We start from the raw sequence: 25,125 nt of genomic DNA, 5'->3' as shown, positions 1-25,125 counted from the left end.
CCCTTCCTTAAAAATCTTCGTCGTCTTCAAAGTCATCGCTTAGATCATCATCAGCAAATAATTCATCAGTCAATTCTTCTTCAAGATTATCACCGGTACTGATTGACCCAATATCAAGATCATCAATATCCAGTTCTTCTTCAAGAACATCGTCTCTCAATTCATTGTCAAAATCATTTGTCAGAATTACTTCATCTTCTCTGCCTTCGATGTTAACATTCAAATCTTCAAGATCATCTTCAACATACTCTTTTATAGCAATTTCTTCCTGTTCTTCAGAGTATACCTTTACATCAAGTGCCAAACTCTGAAGCTCTTTTATAAGAACCTTGAAGGACTCAGGAATTCCAGGTTCAGGAACATTCTCGCCCTTAACTATTGATTCGTATGTCTTAACCCTACCTACAACGTCATCAGACTTAACTGTAAGTATTTCTTGCAATGTATAAGCAGCTCCGTATGCTTCAAGAGCCCAAACTTCCATTTCTCCGAATCTCTGACCACCGAACTGAGCCTTACCGCCAAGTGGCTGCTGCGTAACAAGTGAGTATGGTCCAGTAGAACGGGCATGTATCTTATCATCAACCAAGTGAGCCAGTTTCAGATAGTACATATATCCTACTGTTACCCTGTTATCAAATGGTTCACCAGTTCTTCCATCATAAAGTATTGTTTTACCATCTGGGTCTTTTCCTGCTTGAATAAGAGTCTCCCTGATGTCTTCCTCTGTTGCACCATCAAATACAGGAGTTGCAATTTTCCAGCCCAATGCTTTTGCCGCAAATCCCAAATGCACTTCAAGCACCTGACCGATATTCATACGTGAAGGAACGCCCAGAGGATTTAAAACTATCTCCAATGGAGTACCGTCAGGTAAGAATGGCATATCTTCCTCAGGTAATATTCTTGAAATAACACCCTTATTACCGTGTCTTCCTGCCATCTTATCGCCCACAGAAATCTTTCTCTTCTGTGCAATATAACATCTAACAAGCTGATTTACTCCAGGCGGAAGTTCATCCCCGTTCTCTCTAGTAAACACCTTAACGTCGACAATAATACCGGATTCTCCATGTGGTACTCTCAAAGATGTATCACGAACTTCTCTTGCTTTTTCTCCAAAGATTGCTCTAAGCAGACGTTCTTCCGCTGTAAGCTCTGTTTCTCCTTTTGGAGTAACTTTACCAACAAGGATATCTCCTGCACGAACCTCAGCACCTATTCTGATAATTCCTCTGTCATCAAGGTCTTTAAGTGCTTCCTCTCCGACATTTGGAATATCCCTAGTAATTTCTTCAGGTCCCAGCTTAGTGTCTCTTGACTCAGCTTCGTATTCCTCTATGTGTATAGATGTATAAACATCTTCTTTAACCAGTTTTTCATTTATAAGAATAGCATCCTCGTAGTTGTATCCTTCCCATGTCATAAATCCTATGAGAATATTTCTTCCAAGAGCTATTTCTCCATTATCTGTTGACGGTCCGTCAGCAATAATGTCACCTTTTTCTATTATCTCACCTTTTCTTACAATAGGTCTTTGATTCAAACAAGTTCCTTGGTTTGAACGCATATATTTCAGCAGCTTGTAGGTATCCTTTTGTCCACTGTTGGTCTTAATAACTATTTCGTTGGCAGATACTTTATCTACTACACCCGCATTTTTAGCAATAACACAAACTCCTGAATCTCTTGCTGCCTTGTACTCAATACCTGTTCCTACAATAGGTGAATCAGCTTTGATTAACGGTACAGCCTGACGCTGCATGTTAGAACCCATCAGCGCACGGTTGGCGTCATCATTTTCAAGGAACGGAATCATGGCTGTAGCAACAGATACCATCTGCTTTGGTGAAACATCCATGAAGTCAATTCTATTGCTCTCAACTTCTAATATTTCATGTCTGTAACGAGCTATTACCTTCTTTGAAATAAAAGTACCATCTTCGTCAAGAGGTTCTGTTGCCTGAGCTATTACGAATGGGTCTTCTACATCAGCCGTAAGGTATACTATTTCATTTGTAACTCTTCTGTTTTTCTTATCTACTTTTCTGTATGGTGCTTCTATAAATCCGTACTCATTAACTCTTGCATAGGTACTCAATGAACCTATCAAACCGATGTTCGGACCTTCAGGTGTCTCAATAGGACACATACGACCATAGTGGGAATGGTGAACGTCACGGACTTCAAAGCCGGCTCTCTCTCTGCTCAAACCTCCAGGTCCTAACGCACTAAGCCTTCTCTTGTGAGTCAATTCAGCAAGAGGATTTGTCTGGTCCATAAACTGTGACAATTGGCTGCTTCCAAAGAATTCTTTTATAGCAGCTGCAACCGGTCTTATATTTATTAATGCTTGAGGAGTAACTATATCAATATCTTGTATAGTCATTCTCTCTCTAACAACTCTTTCCATTCTTGAGAGACCTATTCTAAACTGATTCTGAAGCAGCTCTCCCACTGAACGGAGTCTTCTGTTACCCAAGTGGTCAATATCGTCAATAGATCCGATTCCATAATCAAGATTAATAATATAATTTATAGTTGAAATTATATCATCAATTGTGATGTGCTTAGGAATCAAATCGTTAATTCTCTCTTTAAGAGCTTTCTTTATCTGCTCTTCTCCGCTTGTATTTTCAAGAATTTCTTTTAATACAGAATACTGTACTTTTTCAGTTATACCTATATCAGATACATCGAAATCAACAAAGGCATTTATATCAACAGTATTGTTTCCGATAACTTTTATAGATTTACCTTCAACAGACAGGTATACTACATTTACACCGGAATTCTGAACTTCTACAGCCTTCTCTCTTTCAATTAATTCGCCTTCGGCTACTAATATCTCGCCAGTTTCGGCTGATACGATATTTTCTGCTGCAACTTGCCCGCTGATCAGATTAGATATTGCAAGTTTTTTATTAAATTTAAACCTACCAAACTTAGCAAGATCATATCTCTTTGGATCAAAAAACAAACTGTTGAGCAGAGACCTAGCACTATCTACTGTAGGTGGCTCTCCAGGTCTTAATCTCTTGTATATTTCAAGTAATCCTTCTTCGGTAGTTTTTGCATTATCCTTTTGTATTGTTGCAAGAAGTCTTTCGTCCTCACCCAACAATTGCATAATTTCAAAGTCAGTACCGTACCCTAATGCTCTAAGCAATACAGTTAGAGGCAATTTTCTTGTCCTGTCTATTCTGACTGAAAGTATATCGTTTGAGTCTGTTTCGTATTCAAGCCATGCCCCTCTGTTAGGAATAACAGTGTTTGAGTATAGCTTTTTACCTACACGGTCAAACTTCATTGAATAGTAAATACCAGGTGATCTTACCAACTGGCTGACAATTACACGCTCCGCACCATTAATTATAAAGGTTCCTGTGTCTGTCATAAGAGGGAAATCACCCATAAAGATCTCTTGCTCTTTTACTTCTCCAGATTCCTTATTAATTAATCTTACCTTCGCCTTGAGAGGGGCTGAGTATGTAGTGTCCCTTTCCTTACATTCTTCGACACTATACTTTGGCGTATCATCAAGCGAATAATCCACAAAATCCAATATCAAGTTTCCAGTGTAATCTGTTATCGGGGAGATATCTCTGAAAACTTCACGAAGTCCTTCATCCAAAAACCATTGATATGAGTTTTTTTGAACCTCTATCAAGTTTGGCATTTCCAGTACTTCTCGCATTTTGGAATAACTCATCCTGGTGTTTCTACCCAATTTTACGGGTTGTACCATATTTATATCACCTCATAAACTTATGACTTTATTAGGAATATTTTAAAATTTCACATAATTAGAATTATATTATATGAAATCGTAAATCAAATTAACTGCAGTTACAACTAATCACTAAATAAAGATTTATTAGGGCATGGTTTAGTAATTTTTTCAGGTGCTTCTAACGTTGTATATAATTCTAAAACCTACATATAATAAACCCATAGCAAACATTAAAATATTATTAACAATTATTGTCTTGTTTATTCGTATATGCTATAATTATGTACATCAAGTACGAAATTTTCGACTTGGAAATGATAATAGAATTTTAATGCAGTGTATAATTATATCATAGCATATATAGCTTGTCAATTGTAAAAACGCATTAAATAAGGCGTTTTTTTGTTTTGTTTTTCTACATATTTCATACATTTAACTTAAACCAAACTTAATTTAACTTATATTTTAAAAAAAGAGGCGCTCACACTGAGTGCCTCTTTTTATTAAGTTAAAATTACTTAATTTCAACAGTTGCTCCAACTTCCTTGAATTTAGCTTCGATTGAAGCTGCTTCTTCCTTTGAAACGTTCTCTTTGATAGTCTTAGGTGCGCCATCAACGAGATCCTTAGCTTCTTTCAAACCAAGACCAGTTGCTTCTCTAACAACTTTGATAACCTTGATTTTGTCTGCTCCAACGTCCTTCAATATAACGTTGAATTCAGTCTTTTCATCTGCTGATGGAGCTGCTCCACCTGCTGCAGGTGCTGCTGCAACTGCTACAGGAGCTGCTGCTGATACTCCGAATTCTTCTTCAAGAGCCTTTACGAGTTCTGATAATTCTAATACTGTTAAATTCTTTACATCTTCAATTAACTTTAAAACCTTTTCGCTAGCCATTGTATAATACCTCCAAATAATTTTTGTTTTTAGTAATTTTTTAATATTTAAAACTTCTTAAATAAAATTAAGCATTTGCTTTTTGTTCAGCAATAGCATTTAATGCTACAACCAAACCTCTCATATTTCCGTTCAATACATTTACAAAACCGGATATAGGAGCATTGAAGCCACCCAAAACCTTTGCAATAAGCACTTCACGTGATGGTAATTCAGCAAGAGCCTTAATACCTTCAAGGTCTATAACCTTACCTTCAACAACACCTACTTTAAGTTCGAGTTTCTCAAACTTCTTAGCAAACTCTGAAAGAACCTTTGCAGGTGCTACAGCATCAGTTGAACTGATAGCCATAGATGTTGGTCCTACCAAAAAGTCATCTAACTCAAGGCCGCTTTCCTTCATTGCAAGGCTTGTTAATGAATTCTTAACTACCCTGTACTCAACTCCGGCTTTTCTAAGAGCGTTTCTGAGTTCTGTGTCCTGTTCAACAGTTAATCCTCTATAATCAGCAAGTACAATTGATTGTGCAGACTTTATCTTTTCAGTTAAATCTGTTACAACTTGTTTCTTCTGTTCAAGAATCTTGTTACTAGGCAAAACATCCACCTCCTTTTGTATATAGCGATTTATTTATATAAAATATAAATAAAAAACCCTTTGTTTGTGCATAGACATACAAAGGGTAATTAATTCGTTATTAATAAAACCTCGGTAGGATGATTCCTAATCAATTATGCTTGGGGAATAAAATTCCTTGAGCACCTACTGTCTATGGCACAATATTTAATTTCCTATAACATAATAATACTAAACAAGCTATTTGTAAAGTACCTTTTTTTTACTCTGTATTATTCAACTCTCAATGGATTGATTTTTATACCAGGTCCCATTGTTGAAGTAACAACAACACTCTTTAAATACTGACCTTTTGCAGCAGCTGGCTTAGCCTTTATAATGGCTCCAAGAAGAGTACGGAAATTATCCATGAGCTTCTCATTACCAAATGATGCTTTTCCGATAGGACAGTGAATTATATTTGTCTTATCAAGTCTGTACTCAATCTTACCGGCTTTAATATCGGCAATAGCTCTAGCTACATCCATTGATACAGTACCTGCTTTTGGGTTAGGCATAAGGCCCTTAGGACCAAGTACCTTACCTAATCTACCAACAACACCCATCATGTCTGGAGTTGCTACTACTACATCATAATCAAACCAGTTCTCGTTCTGAATTTTTGATACTAATTCTTCAGCACCAACAAAATCAGCTCCGGCTTGTTCTGCTTCCTTAGCCTTATCTCCTTTTGCAAATACCAACACTCTAACCTTTTTACCAGTTCCGTGAGGAAGTACTACCGCACCTCTAACCTGTTGGTCTGCATGTCTGGAGTCAACACCAAGCTTAACATGAACTTCGATTGTCTCATCGAACTTTGCCTTAGCAGTTTTCTGAGCAAGTTCAAGAGCCTCTGAAGGTTCATAAAGCTTTAATCTATCAATAAGTTTTGAGCTTTCTTGATACTTCTTTCCTCTAAACATTTGTCACACTCCTTAAGTGGTTAATTATTGTCGGAAACTTAATGTTTCCTCCCACGAATTGTCAAAACTGCACTATGAGCAGTCTTTGCACTTTCGTACATCGCCTGAAAATTATTCAACTACTACGATACCCATACTGCGAGCTGTACCAGCAATCATTCTTGCTGCTGCATCAACACTTGCCGCATTCAAATCAGGCATTTTCTGCTCAGCTATTTTACGGACTTCATCCATTGTTATTTTCGCAACTTTATCCTTGTTTGGCTTACCAGAACCGCTCTCAATTTTGCACGCCTTTTTCAGAAGAACAGCCGCTGGAGGAGTCTTTGTTATGAAGGAAAAAGATCTATCAGCGTATACTGTTATAACAACAGGAATAATAAGTCCTGCATCTTTTGCTGTTCTCTCGTTAAATTCCTTACAAAAACCCATAATGTTAACGCCATGCTGTCCTAATGCTGGTCCAACCGGTGGAGCCGGAGTTGCCTTCCCCGCAGGAATTTGAAGTTTTACGTAACCTGCAATTTTCTTTGCCATTAATTCCACCTCCCAAATTTCTTACCAATTGCTTATTTTGATTTATTAAAATGATAAAACAGTCTGGCTGTCTTATCTGCCTTATGGCCTAAATTTTCTGAATCTGTGTCAATTCGAGTTCAACAGGAGTCTCTCTGCCAAACATTGAAACAGAAACTCTAACCTTCTTTTTCTCAAGATTAATCTCTTCGACAATCCCGATAAAGTTTTCAAGAGGTCCGGATGTAACTCTGACATTATCATTAACTTCATAGTCTACTTCAGGAGCAAATTCCTCAACTCCCATTGCCTTAACTTCCTCATCAGATAAAGGCACAGGTTTTGATCCAGGTCCTACAAAGCCGGTAACCCCTCTGGTATTTCTAACGATATACCAAGACTCGTCCGACATAATCATTTTGACAAGAACGTACCCCGGAAATACCTTCTTAAGGGTAGCCTTTTTCTTGCCATCCTTGATCTCAATCTGCTCTTCCATCGGAACAACAATGTCAACGATGTAATCCTGCATACTTCTGTTTTCAACTATCTTTTCAAGATTTGCTTTAACTTTGTTTTCATACCCTGAATAGGTATGAACAACGTACCACTTAGTTTCTTCAGACATATCAAAAACAGGCCCATCCAACAAGAGCCCCATGTCCTCCCTCTATTTCTTATAAACCAATTACCTTGTAAATACAACCTCAGCGAGCTTCGTAAATCCGAAATCAGCAACCCATATTATCGCGCCAACAATCAGGCAGAAAATAAGTACTGTCGCGGTATTGTTTATAAGCTGAGTTCTATTTGGCCAAATAACTTTCTTCAGCTCAGCTTTGACCTCTTTATATAACTTTACAATTCCTTGGCCACTCTTCTTTAACCGAGATACTTTTTTAACCTCGTTTTCAGCCATTTTAATCACTTCCCAATAATAATATTTAAATATAATTGGCAGTTATACCGTAATTGTTGACACAAAATACGTATAATTAAACATTGCCGCCCTATTTCACAAAATTATTTTGTTTCCTTATGAACAGTGTGCTTGTGACAGAATTTGCAATATTTTTTAAGTTCCAGTCTATCTGGGTCATTCTTCTTATTCTTTATATTAGAATAATTTCTCTGTTTACAATCAGTACATGCGAGCGTAATCTTAACTCTCATCAATAACACCTCCAGCCGCTCAAATTGTATTTGCTCCGTATATATAACTTTTTGGACATAAAAAAAAGACTTACACAGGAGCAATAATAAATTTAACATATATATATTAAAAAGTCAAGCAGTGTTTTTACTCACAACCTGTTTTCTTCCTTCATAATGTAGAACAACTATTAACTAAATGTTATAATTAACAATATAATTTTAACGAAAGAAGATTACAATGAACAACACATTTAATGAATTGGGCATATCTGCCCCTATTTTAAAAGCAATTGACAACATGGGTTTCAAAACTCCCACTGAAGTCCAGAGTAAGGCTATTCCACATATTCTTGATAATGAAGACTTGATTGTTATGTCCAAGACAGGTAGCGGAAAAACAGCAGTTTTCGGTGTTTCAATGCTACAAATGACTGCTCCTGAAGCTGAAGGTCCTCAAGGACTTATTTTGACTCCAGCAAGAGAACTAGCAGTACAAGTGGACAGCGATATTCGCAAAATGGCAAAGTATCTCAAACATAAAACTACTGCAGTATATGGTCAACATAATATCAATGTAGAAACTCAGGTTCTTAAAAAAGGTGTAACAATTGTTACAGGTACTCCAGGACGCGTAATTGATCACATAAGTCACGGCTCACTCATCACAAAAAATATTCGTTTCCTAGTGTTGGACGAAGCGGACAGAATGCTTGACATGGGATTCCTTGACCAGGTTGTAAGGATTATAAAAACTTTGCCAAAAGAGAGAATAACTCTTCTGTTTTCTGCTACTATGCCTCCTGAGATACATAATATCTGCAGTCGGTATATGCGAAATCCAACTACTATTGAAATCGAGTCCCAGACTAAGACTGTGGATACTATCCATCAGGTGTATTACAGAGTCAATTATAATGAAAAAAATACTCAGTTGTATCGCCTGCTTATAGTAGAAAAGCCAGAAAGCTGTATGATTTTCTGCAATACTAAAGCTACTGTTAACAGAGTTCAAAACTTCCTTACAAAAAAGGGATTTGCTTCTCAGGCACTTCACGGTGATATTCCTCAAAGTAAACGCCTAAATACCATGCAACAGTTCAAACAGGGAAAGTTCCACTTACTGGTGGCAACTGATGTTGCAGCAAGAGGTATCCATATTGAAGGCCTTTCTCTGGTAATAAACTACGATGTCCCCAACGATAAGGATAACTATGTCCATAGAATCGGCCGTACTGGTAGAGCGGGACACGATGGTCGCGCTTTTTCCCTTGTTACGAGCGATGACATTATTAGTTTATACGAAATTGAAGAACATATTGGAGCTTTGATACCTGAGGAGGAGTTGCCAGATGAGGAAGCATTTAATAAGGCACTTAATGAGGCAACCCAATGGATAAAAGCTAATTCTTTGAAGGAAAAAGCACCTCGTTTAACTTCTTCCGACTCAACTAATATTAAAAAGAAAAACGTACACAGCAATGATTCTCAGAGAGTATCTAGACCAAAAGCAAATTATCCAAAACATACGGCAGTTCAGAGAAAGCCAGTAGGAAAACCATTATCCTCTGAGCCAAGGTCTGAAAGAATTAAAAATATTAATACAATACATTCTGACAAGAAGCAGTCCAGGCAGGCAGTTTCTCATATTAGGAGTTCCAAACCTCCAATTCGCTCGGTTACAAGACATGTTTCACCCAATAGTACACTTGGGTTAAGCTCAGCTGATAAGAGACGTTCTGCAGTCGCTCCGACTAATAGTGCCATCCAAACCTATGGGGTTGTTAACGCTGAAAGTTCTGTCAGCAATACTAATACAAAGAAACAGCAGCCTTTAATCAAGAGAATTCTTAATAAAATTTTTGGCAGATAAGCTGTTAAATCCAAACATGAAGGGGCTGTTACAAAACTAATTCTTTATCTTTTTTAACCTGTACATGAGTATAACTTGTATCAATGATAGAAACACTTGCAAATACCTTGGAAGCAATCATTGATACAAGTTTATACGGGTGTACTTGTGTCAAGACAGTAAGTGTTTTGTTTTGAGATAGCCTCTTTATCATCCTCAATATTAGTTAACAATCAACCACTTCATTCAATCCGGCTCCCGGCGGAACTATAGGAAATACTTTATCGTCCTTGTCAATTTCAAAATTCAAAAGCACTGGACGGTGAGTTTCAGATAAAGCCGTATTAATAGCTTCGTCAACTTGAGTCGGGTGATTTACATTTATACCTTTTGCCCCAAAGGCTTCAGCCAATGCTACAAAATCTGTTCCCCTGTCAATTGATGTCTGACTGAATCTTCCTCCGAAGAATAATTCCTGCCACTGACGGACCATCCCAAGTGCTTTATTGTTAAAAAGTGCGATTATTATCGGAAGTTTATATTCAACCGCTGTAGCAAGTTCACTGCAATTCATTCTGAAGCTTCCGTCTCCAGCAATATTTATTACCTTTTTATCAGGTCTGGCAAGCTGTGCTCCAATACAGGCTCCAAGCCCATAGCCCATTGTTCCTAAGCCCCCTGAGGATATAAACTGTCTGAACCTATTATACTTAAAATACTGAGCCGCCCACATTTGGTGTTGTCCTACTTCTGTTGTTATTATCGCATCACCTTTAGTAAGCTCAAATATTCTTTCCATAATGTACTGTGGCTTAATTACCGTTTCTGAACTATCATATTTTAAGGGATAGATTTCCTTCCATTCTAATACTTTTTTTACCCACTCTGTATCTCTTTTATAAGTTATGCCTTTTAGCAACGTTTTTAGTATTTTCTTTATGTCACCAACAAGTGGATAATCTGCTCTCACATTTTTACTGACTTCAGCAGGATCCACATCTATATGCATTATCTTCGCTTCAGGTGCAAATGTGTTTATATTGCTTACAATTCTATCACTGAATCTAGAGCCAGCAACTATAAGCAAATCACAGCTATGTACGGCATAATTAGAAGCTTTTGTTCCGTGCATACCAACCATACCGGTATATAAGGGATGTAATCCGGGAAATGTACCCAATCCCATAAGTGATGTACATACGGGAATCGCTGCTGTTTCAGCTAAATCCAATATTTCCCTTTCAGCGCCAGCTATACCAACCCCTGCTCCCGAGAGTAATAAAGGTCTTTTAGCTTCGTTTATGGCTTGCATAGCTCTATCCAAATCCTCTGTAGCTATTTCAGCCACCTTTGTTGATTGATAATCGCCTTTATCCGGCTTTTGGGGTGTATACTCCACTTCCGCTGCTGTAACATCTTTACACACATCAACCAATACAGGACCTGGTCTGCCTTCTTTGGCAATGGCAAAAGCCTTTCTGATGGTCTGTGCCAGCTGTGCAGCATCCTTTACTATAAAGTTGTGCTTTGTTACGGGCATAGTTATTCCGGTAATATCCACTTCCTGAAAGGAGTCTTTTCCCAACAGTGTAGTAGGCACCTGCCCTGTTATTGCAACCATTGGGACAGAATCCATGTATGCTGTTGCTATACCTGTTACCAGGTTTGTGGCACCTGGTCCTGAAGTTGCTATACATACTCCAACCTTACCAGTTGCTCGGGCATATCCATCCGCCGCATGTGATGCTCCTTGCTCATGAGAGGTAAGTATGTGCCGTATTTCATTTCTTGCCCTGTACAAGGCATCATATATTATTATTGCCTGACCTCCCGGATATCCAAAAACCGTATCAACACCCTGCTCTTTTAAACATTCTATAATAACGTCAGCACCTGACAGTTTCATACGCACATCACTCTCCCTTTTATTCATTATTGATTCCAAAATTATTTAAGTACCGCTCCCGTACTTGCTGATGTAACCAGCCTTGCATATCTTCCAAGATACCCTGTAGTAATCTTTGGCTCTGGAGTTTTCCATGCCTCTCTACGCTTTGCCATCTCTTCATCGGATACCCGAATATTAATACGTCCTGCAGGTATATCAATGTCCACTATATCACCTTCATGAACAAGTGCTATAGGGCCCCCTTCCATTGCTTCCGGTGATACATGACCGATTGAAGCTCCCCTGGATGCACCAGAGAACCTACCGTCTGTGATTAGTGCAACATCACTGTCCAACCCCATTCCCGCAATTGCTGATGTAGGCCCCAACATTTCTCTCATGCCCGGACCACCTTTGGGTCCTTCATAGCGAATTATTACGACATCACCTTTATTTATTTGTCCGTTATATATAGCCGTAATTGCTTCATCTTCGCTGTCAAATACTCTTGCAGGCCCTGTATGAACCAGCATTTCTTCAGCTACAGCCGATTTTTTCACAACTGCTCCGTCAGGTGCAATATTACCTCTTAATACGGCTATCCCTCCAGTAGTACTGTAGGGTGCATCTATACTTTTTACTATTTCATAATCCTTTACTTTCGCATTTTGAATATTTTCTCTTACTGTTTTGCCTGTAGCTGTTATTAAGTCTAGGTGGAGCAAATCTTTCTTAGCCAATTCGCTCATGACAGCCTGAACGCCGCCTGCATTGTATAAATCTTGTATATGATATTTTCCTGCCGGAGCCAACTTGCACAAATTTGGAGTTCTAGAGCTAATTTCGTTAATAATGTCAAGGTTTATCTCTATGCCGATTTCATTTGCAATGGCAGGGAGATGAAGCACTGAGTTTGTTGAACATCCAAGAGCCATATCCACCGTTAATGCATTTTCAAAAGCCTCATTTGTGAGGATGTCAGAAGGCTTGATGTCTTTTTCTACAAGTTCCATGATTTTCATTCCTGCGTACTTTGCCAGTCTTATGCGCTCTGCATATACAGCAGGTATTGTTCCGTTTCCAGTAAGCCCCATTCCCAATACTTCCGTAAGGCAGTTCATGGAGTTTGCCGTAAACATTCCCGAACAGGAACCACAACCGGGACATGCATGGTTTTCAATATCATCCACTTCTTCCTTTGTCATTGTACCTGCTTTATATGAGCCAACAGCCTCAAACATACTGTTGAGGTCAAGCTGTTTTCCGTCCCTGTTAAGAGAAAGCATAGGCCCTCCGCTGATAACTATAGAAGGAATATTTATTCTTGCAGCAGCCATAAGCATTCCCGGTACAATCTTATCACAGTTGGGAATGAAAACCATTCCGTCAAAACTGTGCGCCCTTCCCATTGCTTCACATGAGTCAGCGATTAGTTCTCTGGTTGCAAGTGAATATTTCATTCCCGTATGTCCCATTGCTATTCCATCACACACGCCTATTGCACCAAATTCTATGGGTGTTCCGCCGGCCATTCTGATTCCGGCTTTTACCGCTTCAGTTATTTTATCTAGATGAATGTGTCCAGGTATTATTTCACTTTTTGAATTTGCCACTCCTATTAGCGGTCTTTCCAGTTCTTCATCGGTATAACCCATAGCCTTGAATAGTGATCTATGGGGCGCTTTTTCTATACCTTTTTTTACTACATCGCTTCTCATATCAAAGCCTCCTCTTCTCTACAGCAATCCAATATTTTTATCAAGTCTCGAATATTATTACTCAATACGCATAAATATACAAAAAACAGCCGGAAAAATTCCAAGACTGCGTATCAGCTATATTATTAAAATACAATATGATATTGTAAGAAACTGTTTTTTTAAGGTAACATCATTCTACTATTTAGATGGAAGTGTGTCTATAAGATAGCGCGAATTTAATAAAAAACATTAACTGAAGTAGCGTATTAAATAAAAAACATTAATTCTTCTGGATATCCTCTGGTGATATCCAGCTAACAATAAAATTATTTTCATAAAAATGCCCTGCAAACATAGATTTTTCTATTTCCTCTATAGATGAGCTGAATTTCGGAAAAGCACTGAACAGTACAAGAACTGCACAAATAACATAAACCGCAAGTATTCCCTCTACAGCACCCAGCACTATTCCTCCTGTTTTGTCAAGCTGACGGAATACAGGAACTCTGGCAATAGTTTTTATTATAATCTTTGCAAATATGAGTCCAAACCTTATGATAACATAAATTAAGATTAAACTTAATATATTCATTACAAGTGAAGCTATTTCAGAGCCAACAGCATTTATTACTCCTGTTAAGTCAAATATATTACTATTTTGAACGTGTTCGAGTATGGAATCTTTTAAAAAACCCGGCAGTTTTAAGCCGTCAACTACTGTTTGTGCCACTGTGTCTCCAGCATGAGATACTGTCTGCCCCTGCTGCTTCATTAATCCTCTTATTACAGACATTTTTACACTTTCATATAAGACTGTATTCTGAAGAATTTCTGAAAGGACAGGATAGAATTTAACTGCAAATATAACAGACAAAATGTATGACAATAGTCTGAATACTGAATAAAGAAAACCATTTTTTAATCCAATAAAAGTAAATACGGCTATAATAATTAAGACTGCAAAATCTGCCCAGTTCATACTGTTTCCTTCCTTAGTGTATTAAGTCGTACTTTCATCTATCTTTACAGTTTCTATGGAGCCTCCCGCAACAATAATGACCTCATTATCTCCCACAAGATAAGCATCCTTCAATTCATTTCGAGCTGAATACTGGCCAAGTTTTTTACCTTTTACACTGTATAGATATACACTTCTTTGAGTACGAAGCAACAGTCTGCCTCCATATATATCCATTCCAATAATGTTCTCCGGCTGCTCAAAACTGTATAGAGTATTCCCTTCTTTGTCTAAAACAACAATCTGCTGCCCGGAAATTTCCCCTTCGTTTGAAAATTTGCCCGCAACTACTATGTATTTTTCAATCTCGGGTGCAACACAGAAAATGGATTCAGCATTTTTTTTCCATACTTCCTTACCCTGCTTGTCCAAATAAAGAATCATATTTTGTCCAACTGCTACTACATTGTCACCTTGCTCAAACACCAAGGGAATAATTGTATCTGTAATGTTTAATGATGCAAAAGGCTTTTCGTCATATATGTTATTGAATTCCAGTATGGTCCCGGTTTTAACACTGTCTGTAGTTAATTTGTTTATGAATACGTCATTACCATCATGAATGGATTTTGCAGACACTACAATGTCCTGTGCACATAGTTTTGTATACGTTTCCAAACCGTTAATGTCTATAACCTGAACTGCAGATTTGAATTCCTTTGACTGTGTTACAACAGTACAATAACCATCATCACTGACATCCAAGTTAATTATCTGATTGTCAAGTTTTTTCGACCAAAGCTGCTTTTTGCCCTTGTAAAAAAATATGTCCCTACCTGATATATCAGCTACTACCATATATTTTTCTGAAATACGCAGTACCGGCCTTGCCAAAGTAAGTGCATTCTCCTGAAGAAGTTTCCCTTTACGGTCATACCATTTGATACTGTCTTGTGATAGTATTACTGTGTAACCGTCATATAATTTACAATCAACACTTCCATCCTGAGAAAATGTAATCTCAGTTGAAGATGTATCATTATCATTTGATTTATCTTTTAGATAGGCTACCGCATCTTTTACACTCATTGTTGAAAAATCGTAGCCTTCGCTTTTTAAATAAACAATAAAAGCAGTTACAGAAATAGCAGCTAAAAGTAATAAAAATGATATTACACTGACAATACCAGATTTTTTAAATTTTATGACATTGGACTCAGGGTTTGGATTAGTGTTCAAATATTTCACCTCGTACTTCATCTTTAGTTATAAGCTATAACAGAATTTTAGCATATCAATATGATTTTATCCAGTTTCCCTTGTTCAAATAGATAGTTAGCCTCTGGAATATCTTTTTGTAATTGCTTCCCTTATATATTGGAATATTATTACAAATATTAAAAATAATCCTAAATATCCAAAAACAGGATACAAGGTTGATATAAGGTTTGAAAATCCTAGAGAAGTCAAAGGTACTGTTATCACACATAGTATTACCGCTACTAGTTTGTAATTAAGCTTCATTTTTTTGCTTATTCTGTCTGCAAGACAATATCCCGATGTGACTGTTGATATGAACATTGCTAATATTAGAACTCCACTGTATATTTGCGATAAAAGCTTACTATTATTTTGAATTATTCCTAATACCGGTATTTCCGAAGTAATTGAGTGAGGATAGAAAAAGTAAAGTGCAGAATTGAGAATTAACGCAGTAACTCCTAACATTCCTCCTCCCAGTACACCTCCCCATGCACTGACTTTTTTTGACTTCAAGTATGGCAGCATTCCTGTCAGGAGTACCGTTGACAGTATTGTGTTGTAGCTGACATATAATATAGCTGAAAATACCCAGTTGTTTGTTATAACACTGAATTTACTGGATATATTGAATACTGAAGTATCCTTTGATACAAGTATATAGCAACCTACAAATATTATTCCTGCAATAAGCACCGGGGATATAAATGAGCTTAGCACCACAATTCCTTTTATATTGGTTAAAATCGCTATGAGGCACACTGCACTTCCTATGATTACACAAACTCTGTAATCCAGGTCTATAATATTCATGAGAATGTTACCAAGTCCAGCGGTCATTACACTCATAACACATGCCATAAATAACATTACGATGAATTCCATTATCTTTCCCAGAAAATAGCCCATCATAGGAAATAGAAATTCATCGTAGCTTCTTATTCTTTCGGTATAAACTTTGCTCAATACTATGTATCCTATTATTGAAAAGAGTCCACCTGCAAGAATTATGCCAAGAAAGCCTCCTTTATAATAAATTGAAAAGAATTGTATAATTTCCTGACCTGATGCAAAACCTGCACCTATTATTGTTGCCATATATAAAAATGCAACTTTGAGTATATTAGATATTTCTCCTTTTATCAAAAAAAGCAACCCCCAACATAGATTTTTTATATAATTCTATGTGGGAGTTGCCTGGCAAATTACATTTTATTTTGCTTTAGCTATGGCTTCTTGAAGATTTTTTAAAGTTTCTCTTACCCCTTCTGGTTCATCAAACTTGTTTTTAAGAACTAGTCTATTTGTATAGACGCCATCTTTTACTGCGTAATAATAGTTGCTATCCTTAGGAATAAAGTCAACAGTTACTACTTTATTATCCTTTTTCATATGGTATTTGATAGTAATTTCAGGTGTTCCTTGAGGTTTAAGATCAGCTTGATACTTGTTAAAGGTTATACCTATCATTGCCTGATAAAAGGCTTTGAAAAGTGATTTGTCGTTACTATCCTTCATGTTTGCATCTTTACCGTCAACCTTAAACTTTTCCTCTTCCTTCTTACCTTCAACAGTGTGTATCTCAGAAACTGTTGTTTTACCATCAATACTTAATTCTACCTTACTAACATCGTTTATGTTAGGTATACATACAAACGGGCTTATTACGTCCTTTAAACTAACATCAAGGAATGTTAAATTAGAAACATCTATAGTGAATACAATATTAGCATTGGAGAACTTTGCATATAAAACATTTCCATTGGTAGACAAATCACTTGCTTCCGCTTCAGCCCCAACCTTATCACCTAGCAAAACTGTCTTAGAAGTTTTTTTATCAGCATAAGTAACTTCATATCTAGGGTCGTCAAGACCATACTTGGCAAGATCAGCCGGTTTTTCTTCAATAATATCTCTAATTTCCATCTGTACAACTTTCTCTACCAACTGGCTAATCTTTGTTGTATCAGCTTCTTCCTTTATAGGAGCTACTATCTTCATATCTGCCTCAGAGTCGATGTCTATAGAATACTGTACCTGCCCGTCTTTTTTATATTCAAATTTCTTTATAGCAACTGCTTCTACTGGAAGTATTTGCTTTGATGCAAAATGTCCTCTGGTTACTTTTATCATATCTTCATAATATCCACCCACAGTATATATCTTTGGTTGACCTTTTACTTTAACGTAAACGTCTTCTCCTGTAGGTGATTTATTTCCAACTTCAAGTTCCTTTGAAGTTCCATCAGACAATACTACTTTAACCACAGAAGGTTTATCAAGTCCAAAATCTGATAAACGCTCGGAATTTTCAGAAACAATCTTATTTGCCTCTACGTCAGCCAGACTGCTTATAGTATTGTCTACTGTGTTTTTATCTAATGCCAGTTCAAATGCAGGATCCATTACCCAAGTGTCGCCTTTCTTTTTTATAGAAAACTTTCCTTGGGGAGTTGAATACTCAATTGAAGTAATCTTTTCTGAATCCATTTCCATTACTTTTATGGATTTTGCAGTATCGGTAGTTTGGCTAGCTGGATCCGTAGTCCCGGATTTTTTGTAATTAATGAAAAAATACGCTCCTACAAGAAGTCCCAGAACTACAACTAATATAATTGCATTTCTATATAACTTCATATATTACAAGTGCCTCCTTCTGTACCAAACGAACCAACCACTACCAAGAATCAACAGAGGAACCACACCGATTAGAACTATTGAAAGAACCTTAGTCTGGCTTTCATTTACCGTTAATATCTTTGGAGTAACTATTTTGCTAGATATAGTCTGCTCGTTGGTTTTATCTTGCATCCAGTTAACTACCGTAGTAAGGAAATAGTTTGTTCCGTACTGGAAGTAAGTTCCGTACTGACTTGCTAAAGCTCTGTCACTAAGGAATTTACTATTACCGAATACCAATATCTTACTGCCTCCGCTTATCTCTGCAGCTACTGCTAAGTTAAACGGTCCCTTGTTAGTTTTTCCGCCCACTATGTCAGTAGATTCAGCCTTATTTGTGGTTGTGATAAGTTGAGTATTTGTTAACCAGTCTTTTTGATTCTTCAAAATACTGATACTTCTTGAATCAGGCATAAATACAGGGTAATTTGCACCTGAGAATGCCTGATTTATTTCATTTTCTTCCAAGCTGCCTATAAGTGCGTAATCGTCATTTGGTAAGTGTCTGTTTGAATCATTTTCCTTAACCTTATCATAATTGATTCCTATGTTAAAATAATTCAATGATTCTTCAAAGTTAGTTAACTTATCGCTGGATTCTAAAGAGTCAAACATGAATATAGCCTTACCGTTCTTTTTAATATATGCATCGAGTTTTATTTTTTCTTCATCAGTCAAATCCTTTTGAGGAGATGCAAATACTAACAGTTGGCAATCATCTGGAACACTTTTCTCAGTAAGCAATGAAAGACTCTTTACTTCAAGGTTATTACTTTGCAGTATCTTTGAAACTTGATTAAGATCTTCCTTCAACGAAAGCTCATTATGGCCTTCAACAAAATACGCAACAGGAGTTACATCAGAAGCAACAAACTTTATAGCTCCTGTTATAAGAGGCTCTGCACTGTAGGTTCTTCCTCCATACTGTTGATTGGACATACCATAAAGCTCTTGTGCCTCTAATTTTTTTACCTTATTGCCTGATTTTACAACAAAATCACCCTTCGATAGGCCCAGTGTCTTTTGTGGGTCAAGGGATGTTATTGTTCCAGGATCCTTATCAGGGTCAACGTATTTAACCTTTATCCCCAAATTCTTATATTCATTAACAAGATCTGTAATTTCTCTGTATTCTGAACCACCCGGAATAGTACCATTATCAAATAACCCGTATATTGTAACTTCTTTTTTAATTTTCTTTATAATGTCCTTACTTTGGTCACTTAAGCTGTATAATTTATCAGCAGTTAAATCCATTCTGAAATTACCCATTCCCACAAGCAGGTTTATAACAATTGCTATTGCAACAACAACAACAACTAGAATTATGGAATTTGTCCCATATTTAAGAGACCTTTTATTCATAAATTTCAATTTCCCCACTTTTATCACCCCTTACTCCAACGTCTTTTTTCTATTATTCTAATTGTAATAAATACAAATATAGCCGAAAAACTCAGGTAGTACACAATTGGTGCAAGAGAAAGCATTCCGGCATAGAAATCTTCTGTTCTTGAAAACAGAGAGAACCAGCTCAACACTTTAGCTGTTACTCCACCAAGTGCAGGAGCGATTCCTTGAAGCAGCCACATAAGTACTAAACCAACTACACTTATTATTGCAGCCACTATCTGACTTTCGGTTAATGATGAAGCAAATAAACCAAATGCAAGGAATGAAGTTCCTAAGAGTATAAATCCTATATATCCGCCGATTATTTCGGACATAGCAGGTTCTCCAAAAATGGCAAGAACTATGGGGTATATAAACGTAATAACTGTCATTATTAAAAATACACTTAAAGCTGCAAGATATTTACCAACTACAATATTGGTCAAGCTGGTAGGCGATGTTATAAGCATTACTTCCGTACCGCTCTTTCTTTCTTCAGCCAAAATCTTCATTGTAAGTATAGGAATTATAATTATAAGTATTATAGACATATAGTTTAAGTTAAAACTAAAATCTGCAGTCTGAGATACAAGGTTTATATAAAATATTATTGATGAAACTAAAACAAACATGCCCATCATTACGTAAGCCGTAGCCGAAGTAAAATATGATTTGAATTCTTTTTTAAATATAGAAAACATAATTATATAACCTCCTTTTCCTGTGTGGTAAGCTGCAGGAATATGTCTTCAAGAGTAAGATCAAGTGATTTCAACTCTATGATAGGGTATCCCGCCTTAGCCATAGCAAAGAAAAGAGGACGTCTTACGTCAACTTCTTTGTCGGATTCAATAATGTATTCAACAACATCCTTATCTTTTTCTATATGGGGTTCTACATATTTAATACCGTAAATTCCCTCGATAAATCCAATGATTGAACTCTTAGGCCCGGCGATTGTAGCAGAAATCTTGCTGACAGTACCCATTCCCTTTGAAAGATTTTCAGGGGTATCTACCGCTGCTATTTTACCTTTGTTTATGATAACAACTCTTTCACAAACAGCACTAACTTCAGGCAGAATATGTGAACTCAATATTATGGTATGCTGCTTTCCAAGAGCCTTTATCAGCTTTCTGATTTCTATTATCTGCTTTGGGTCAAGACCAACTGTAGGTTCGTCAAGAATAAGCACTTCAGGATTGCCCATAAGTGCCTGAGCCAAGCCAACCCTTTGCTTGTATCCTTTTGAAAGATTTTTTATCAATCTGCCTCTAACATCTGTTAGTTTAACCAAATCCATAATATCAGTCATCTGGCTTTTTTTCTGCCTTTTACTTACATTTTTTAAATCTGCAGCAAAGTTCAGATATTCTGATACTGTCATGTCCATATATAATGGCGGCAGTTCAGGCAAATAGCCTATCCTTCTTTTTACTTCCGCAGGACTTTCCATAATATCAAAACCGTTAACTTTTACAGTTCCTTCTGTTGAAGGTATAAAACCAGTAATGATATTCATGGTAGTTGATTTTCCCGCACCGTTAGGTCCTAGGAAACCAAGTACTTCACCTTTCTCAACTGTAAAACTTATATCGTCTACAGCCTTTATCTGACCATAACTTTTGGTCAAATTCTGAATTTCAATCATTATTTTCCCCCCTAAATTGTTTCCGTGCATTATAACACTTTTTTAGGCATGTTTTTGTATGATACACATGTTATATATTATCCATAATTTTTTTTAATAAACTATGAACTAAATGTAACATTTAGTATCTGCTAAATTATATAGTTTTTTTCAGTTCATTTCAAGCTATTATATAGCATAAAGGCTTGGAACTCCTTTTATTCACGGTTTTTTTACAAAATATGTCGTGGTATATACATCCGTATACACAAAAAAGGATATATTAAATTGGACAACATCCAATTTAATATATCCTTAGTTATTATTTAACACTCAGCAAAATCTTCTTTTTCTATTTATCCCAATAAGACTTGACAGAACAGGCCCCATAAGGGAAAACCCTGCAATAAGCATCCACTCGTTCAATCCAAGTGGAACTGTATCAAATATGCCTTGAAGAGAAGGTATATATACAACGGTAAGTATCATTGCAAGGGAGCATATAGTAGCTAGTACCAAAGGCATATTGTTAAAAATATCTATTTCAAAAATATTTTTCGTTTCAGATTTACATTCAAATACATGAATCAGCTGAGTAAGTACCAGTGTCATAAATGCCGCCGTACGGGCAAGCTCTACATTGTTTACAAAATACATGACAGTTACAAATACTCCCAGGGTACTTAATCCTATAAATATTCCTCGGGCTATTATCAATTTGAGTAAACCATGCGAGAATATATTATCATTTGCACCTCTTGGAGGGCGGAACATTATATCATTTTCAGGCGGATCCAGTCCAAGAGCAATGGCAGGCAGTCCGTCAGTAACAAGGTTTACCCACAAAATCTGTATGGGCATTAACGGTATAGGCAGCCACATTAACATTCCCAGGAACATTGTCAATACTTCTCCAAGGTTACATGCAAGCATATATCTGATAAATTTTCTGATATTATTATAGATTACACGACCTTCTTCAACTGCTGCAACTATTGTTGCAAAATTATCATCAAGCAGTATCATTGAGGAGGCTTCCTTTGTTACATCCGTTCCGGTTATACCCATAGATACGCCTATATCAGCCTCTTTTACTGCAGGTGCATCGTTAACACCATCTCCTGTCATAGCAACTATATGCCCGGTCTTTCTTAAAGCCCTTACAATCATCAGTTTATGCTTTGGAGATACTCTTGCATAAACTGATACGGAATCTGCCATTTTTTCAAGCTGAGCTTCGGTCATTTCATCAAGTTCCTGACCAGTCAGAACTCTATCACCCAATGAATATATATTTAGCTCCTTTGCTATGGCAGTTGCTGTAAGCTTGTGGTCTCCTGTTATCATAACAGGTTTAATTCCTGCCAATTTGCATTTGCGGACAGCCTCAACAGCTTCCTTCCTGGGAGGATCAATCATTCCCATTAAGCCCACAAAGATAAGTTCATTTTCAATATTTGATTTACCCGGAATATATTTACCAGTCTCAAGTTTTCTGTATGCCACCCCTATAACTCTCAGTGCATCATTTGCCATTGTATCATTAAGTTTTATTATTGACCTTCTGGTGAGTTCATCCATTTTGATAACACCCCGAGAAGACAGTATTCTACTGCATTTGTCAATAATCACGTCAGGTGCTCCCTTTGTAAACACAAGCAACTCTCCACCGCTATTTTTGCATATGATGGACATACATTTTCTTTCAGAGTCAAAAGGTATCTCATCAATACGTTTATATGACCTGTTTAGGTAACTTTCATTTATTCCGGCCTTTGCAGCAGCTATGGTCAAAGCTATTTCAGTAGGGTCCCCTGAAATTTTGAAGTTTTCTTGCTTTGAAAAAATTGATTTTATTTTTCCCACAGTGGTATGCTCAGGGGTAGGACGTGAAATTACCGAGTTATTGCATAGTGCACCTATTTCAAGAGCCAGTCGGACTCCGTCAACTCTTAAAGGGTCAGAGGGTTTGTTATCAACAAGAAATTTCCCCTCCAGATTATAGCCGTTTCCTGTTATGTCAAGCTGGTAGCCAGATGCATACATTTTCCTCACTGTCATTTTGTTTTCAGTAAGAGTTCCTGTTTTATCTGAGCAGATAACACTGGCGCAACCAAGAGTTTCTACTGCTGGCAGCTTGCGTATCAACGCATTTCTTTTCAGCATTCTCTGAACACCCAAGGCCAGAGATATTGTTACTATTGCTGGCAATCCCTCAGGAACAGCTGCAACTGCTAAACTTATTCCTGACAATAGCATGTTGAACAGCTTTTCGCCCCTCATTATTCCCGTAACGGACACTATTGCACATATAATCAAACATCCTATTGCTATAAATTTGCCCAAATGCCCCAAACGCTTTTGAAGTGGAGTTTGGTCGTCCTCTATATTTTGAATCATGTCCGCTATGCTTCCCATTTCTGTTTTCATGCCTGTAGCATAGACTACTGCTTTAGCCCTTCCCCCAGTTACAACTGTCCCCATGTATACAGAGGTATTCTTATCAAAAGGGTCCATTAATTCATTCGGGTTCATTAACCGGTGTTTTTCTACTGGCAGTGATTCACCGGTCAAAAGAGATTCGTCAATGGTAAGGCTGTTACATTCTAGTATAGCAGCATCAGCTGCCACCCTGTCCCCAGTCTCAAGTACAAGGACATCTCCTGGAACTATATCCTCTGCAGGTATACTTGCTTGCTGCTCATTTCTAATGACCTTTGCATAGGGTGCCGCAAGAGATTTTAACGCCTCCATGGTTCTCTCAGTCCTGTACTCCTGCACAAATCCCATTATTGCATTTACTACGATTATTGCTATTATTGTGATTGCTTCTGTCATCTCACCCATAAAGCCCGAAATAACAGTTGAAATCATAAGGATTATAACCATTAAATCAGTAAACTGCTCAAATAGAATTTTAATCGGGGAAATTTTTTTTCTTTCCGACAACAGATTGGGTCCGTGTTTTTCAAGTTTGTGTCTGGCCTCCTTATCAGTAAGGCCCTTTGATAAAAGGTTGTCGGAGTTAGTAAAGTTAAGCATGGATTCAGTTACACTCATCTTGTCACCTTTGAAAATCACCTTTCTTATATTCTAGAAATATGTCTATTCGATGAATTACAAAAATAGTACAAGATTTTACTTGTTGTCCATACATATATTATGTTTATTTATTTAAAATTTTCTAGACTTCTTCGTAAACACGCCTTACTGACTCATTACAAAGGATAGCTTCTATAATTTCGGCAACCGAAACCTGCATATTTGGAGCTAAAGTAAATCTGAGAATCATTTCCCCATCTCTTTCACTGCTTATAAAATCCGTCTTTTTTACCTGTGCCCCCATTTCACGAATAATCGTTGACAGCTCGTTTACTTCCCCTTTTTTAATTTGGGTGTGTACATATATTCGTGTACTTTTTTTCACAGTCATTCTGCTTTGTGTCTTCTTTGCCACACCAAGTGTAAGAAAAATACAAGCAGTGGCAATAAAAGCTCCTACATAAAAACCTATTCCTACTGCAATTCCTATACAGGACACAGCCCAAAGGCTTGCTGCTGTGGTCAGCCCCTTTACACTTATTCCTTCTTTTATTATTGTTCCTGCCCCAAGAAAACCGATTCCGCTTATTACCTGCGCTCCAAGCCTTGCAGGGTCAGTGTTTACATGAGAAGAAAAATTATAATATATATATTCGGAAGTTATCATAACTAGTGCTGAGCCGACACAAACCAATATATGGGTTCTGAAACCGGCTGGCCTATGTACATGTTCCCTTTCAAAACCTATAATCCCCCCTAGCAAACAAGCCAGTGCCAGCCTTATAATCATTGATAAATAAAATTCAGAGTTACTGTTAAACCAGTTTATAATCCACATAAATTACCGCCATTCCTATTTTATAGATTTATATATTTTACTTAA

The 25,125-nt window shown here is 37.1% G+C and carries 20 protein-coding genes and 1 other annotated feature; of the genes, 1 reads left to right on the top strand and 19 read right to left on the bottom strand.

The window, feature by feature from the left end; genetic code table 11:
• Positions 1 to 7: 7 nt before the first annotated feature.
• From rpoB to rpmG, 8 genes are all read right to left on the bottom strand, one after another.
• Positions 8 to 3,748, bottom strand: coding sequence for a DNA-directed RNA polymerase subunit beta (gene rpoB / locus K412_RS0110140; RefSeq protein WP_024833005.1), 3,741 nt, complete (start codon positions 3,746 to 3,748; stop codon positions 8 to 10).
• A 499-nt stretch (positions 3,749 to 4,247) separates the two neighbouring features.
• Positions 4,248 to 4,631, bottom strand: coding sequence for a 50S ribosomal protein L7/L12 (gene rplL, locus K412_RS0110135; protein WP_024833004.1), 384 nt, complete (start codon positions 4,629 to 4,631; stop codon positions 4,248 to 4,250).
• Positions 4,632 to 4,698: 67 nt separating this feature from the next.
• The gene (gene rplJ, locus K412_RS0110130) at positions 4,699 to 5,229 is read right to left on the bottom strand and encodes a 50S ribosomal protein L10 (protein WP_024833003.1); all 531 of its coding nucleotides are present in this window, start codon (positions 5,227 to 5,229) and stop codon (positions 4,699 to 4,701) included.
• Positions 5,230 to 5,269: 40 nt separating this feature from the next.
• Positions 5,270 to 5,425 (bottom strand) — a sequence feature (ribosomal protein L10 leader region).
• A 55-nt stretch (positions 5,426 to 5,480) separates the two neighbouring features.
• A complete protein-coding gene (rplA, locus tag K412_RS0110125; protein WP_024833002.1) occupies positions 5,481 to 6,173 on the bottom strand; it encodes a 50S ribosomal protein L1 in 693 nt (230 codons plus the stop codon).
• Between the two features lie 111 nt (positions 6,174 to 6,284).
• Positions 6,285 to 6,710 (bottom strand): 50S ribosomal protein L11, encoded by a 426-nt coding sequence (gene rplK / locus K412_RS0110120; protein ID WP_004619833.1) that lies wholly within the window; start codon positions 6,708 to 6,710, stop codon positions 6,285 to 6,287.
• A gap of 88 nt (positions 6,711 to 6,798) precedes the next feature.
• A complete protein-coding gene (nusG, locus tag K412_RS0110115) occupies positions 6,799 to 7,317 on the bottom strand; it encodes a transcription termination/antitermination protein NusG (protein WP_012634759.1) in 519 nt (172 codons plus the stop codon).
• A gap of 60 nt (positions 7,318 to 7,377) precedes the next feature.
• Positions 7,378 to 7,608: a preprotein translocase subunit SecE gene (secE, locus tag K412_RS0110110; protein ID WP_024833001.1), complete on the bottom strand. Its 231-nt coding sequence runs from the start codon at positions 7,606 to 7,608 to the stop codon at positions 7,378 to 7,380.
• Between the two features lie 104 nt (positions 7,609 to 7,712).
• On the bottom strand, positions 7,713 to 7,862 hold the full coding sequence (gene rpmG / locus K412_RS0110105) for a 50S ribosomal protein L33 (RefSeq protein ID WP_012634757.1): 150 nt from the start codon (positions 7,860 to 7,862) through the stop codon (positions 7,713 to 7,715).
• A 220-nt stretch (positions 7,863 to 8,082) separates the two neighbouring features.
• Between rpmG and K412_RS0110100 the strand changes: the two genes are divergently transcribed.
• A complete protein-coding gene (locus tag K412_RS0110100; protein ID WP_024833000.1) occupies positions 8,083 to 9,714 on the top strand; it encodes a DEAD/DEAH box helicase in 1,632 nt (543 codons plus the stop codon).
• Positions 9,715 to 9,919: 205 nt separating this feature from the next.
• Here the strand turns inward: K412_RS0110100 and ilvB are convergent, their stop codons facing one another.
• The 11 genes from ilvB to K412_RS0110040 all read right to left on the bottom strand — a co-directional run bounded on the left by ilvB (position 9,920) and on the right by K412_RS0110040 (position 25,080).
• The gene (ilvB, locus tag K412_RS0110090; protein WP_024832999.1) at positions 9,920 to 11,599 is read right to left on the bottom strand and encodes a biosynthetic-type acetolactate synthase large subunit; all 1,680 of its coding nucleotides are present in this window, start codon (positions 11,597 to 11,599) and stop codon (positions 9,920 to 9,922) included.
• Between the two features lie 41 nt (positions 11,600 to 11,640).
• Entirely contained in the window at positions 11,641 to 13,299 is a 1,659-nt protein-coding gene (ilvD, locus tag K412_RS0110085; RefSeq protein ID WP_024832998.1) for a dihydroxy-acid dehydratase, read from the bottom strand.
• 262 nt (positions 13,300 to 13,561) lie between these two features.
• Positions 13,562 to 14,260 (bottom strand): CvpA family protein, encoded by a 699-nt coding sequence (locus tag K412_RS0110080; protein ID WP_024832997.1) that lies wholly within the window; start codon positions 14,258 to 14,260, stop codon positions 13,562 to 13,564.
• A 21-nt stretch (positions 14,261 to 14,281) separates the two neighbouring features.
• Positions 14,282 to 15,487: a DUF5711 family protein gene (locus K412_RS0110075; protein WP_242835599.1), complete on the bottom strand. Its 1,206-nt coding sequence runs from the start codon at positions 15,485 to 15,487 to the stop codon at positions 14,282 to 14,284.
• An 87-nt stretch (positions 15,488 to 15,574) separates the two neighbouring features.
• A complete protein-coding gene (locus K412_RS0110070) occupies positions 15,575 to 16,645 on the bottom strand; it encodes a YkvI family membrane protein (RefSeq protein ID WP_024832995.1) in 1,071 nt (356 codons plus the stop codon).
• 66 nt (positions 16,646 to 16,711) lie between these two features.
• A complete protein-coding gene (locus K412_RS0110065) occupies positions 16,712 to 18,136 on the bottom strand; it encodes a DUF4340 domain-containing protein (protein ID WP_024832994.1) in 1,425 nt (474 codons plus the stop codon).
• A gap of 3 nt (positions 18,137 to 18,139) precedes the next feature.
• Positions 18,140 to 19,561: a GldG family protein gene (locus K412_RS0110060; RefSeq protein WP_242835598.1), complete on the bottom strand. Its 1,422-nt coding sequence runs from the start codon at positions 19,559 to 19,561 to the stop codon at positions 18,140 to 18,142.
• Positions 19,562 to 19,566: 5 nt separating this feature from the next.
• Positions 19,567 to 20,271: an ABC transporter permease gene (locus tag K412_RS0110055; protein ID WP_024832992.1), complete on the bottom strand. Its 705-nt coding sequence runs from the start codon at positions 20,269 to 20,271 to the stop codon at positions 19,567 to 19,569.
• A 2-nt stretch (positions 20,272 to 20,273) separates the two neighbouring features.
• Positions 20,274 to 21,221: an ABC transporter ATP-binding protein gene (locus tag K412_RS0110050; RefSeq protein ID WP_024832991.1), complete on the bottom strand. Its 948-nt coding sequence runs from the start codon at positions 21,219 to 21,221 to the stop codon at positions 20,274 to 20,276.
• 312 nt (positions 21,222 to 21,533) lie between these two features.
• On the bottom strand, positions 21,534 to 24,260 hold the full coding sequence (locus K412_RS0110045; protein WP_024832990.1) for a calcium-translocating P-type ATPase, SERCA-type: 2,727 nt from the start codon (positions 24,258 to 24,260) through the stop codon (positions 21,534 to 21,536).
• A 124-nt stretch (positions 24,261 to 24,384) separates the two neighbouring features.
• Positions 24,385 to 25,080 carry an MgtC/SapB family protein gene (locus tag K412_RS0110040; protein ID WP_024832989.1) on the bottom strand — a complete coding sequence of 232 codons (696 nt, stop codon included), beginning with the start codon at positions 25,078 to 25,080 and terminating at the stop codon, positions 24,385 to 24,387.
• Positions 25,081 to 25,125 lie beyond the last annotated feature (45 nt).

The sequence above is a fragment of the Ruminiclostridium josui JCM 17888 genome (genome assembly GCF_000526495.1).
GTDB lineage: Bacteria > Bacillota > Clostridia > Acetivibrionales > DSM-1351 > Ruminiclostridium > Ruminiclostridium josui.
This window is presented reverse-complemented; position numbering and strand designations above follow the sequence as displayed.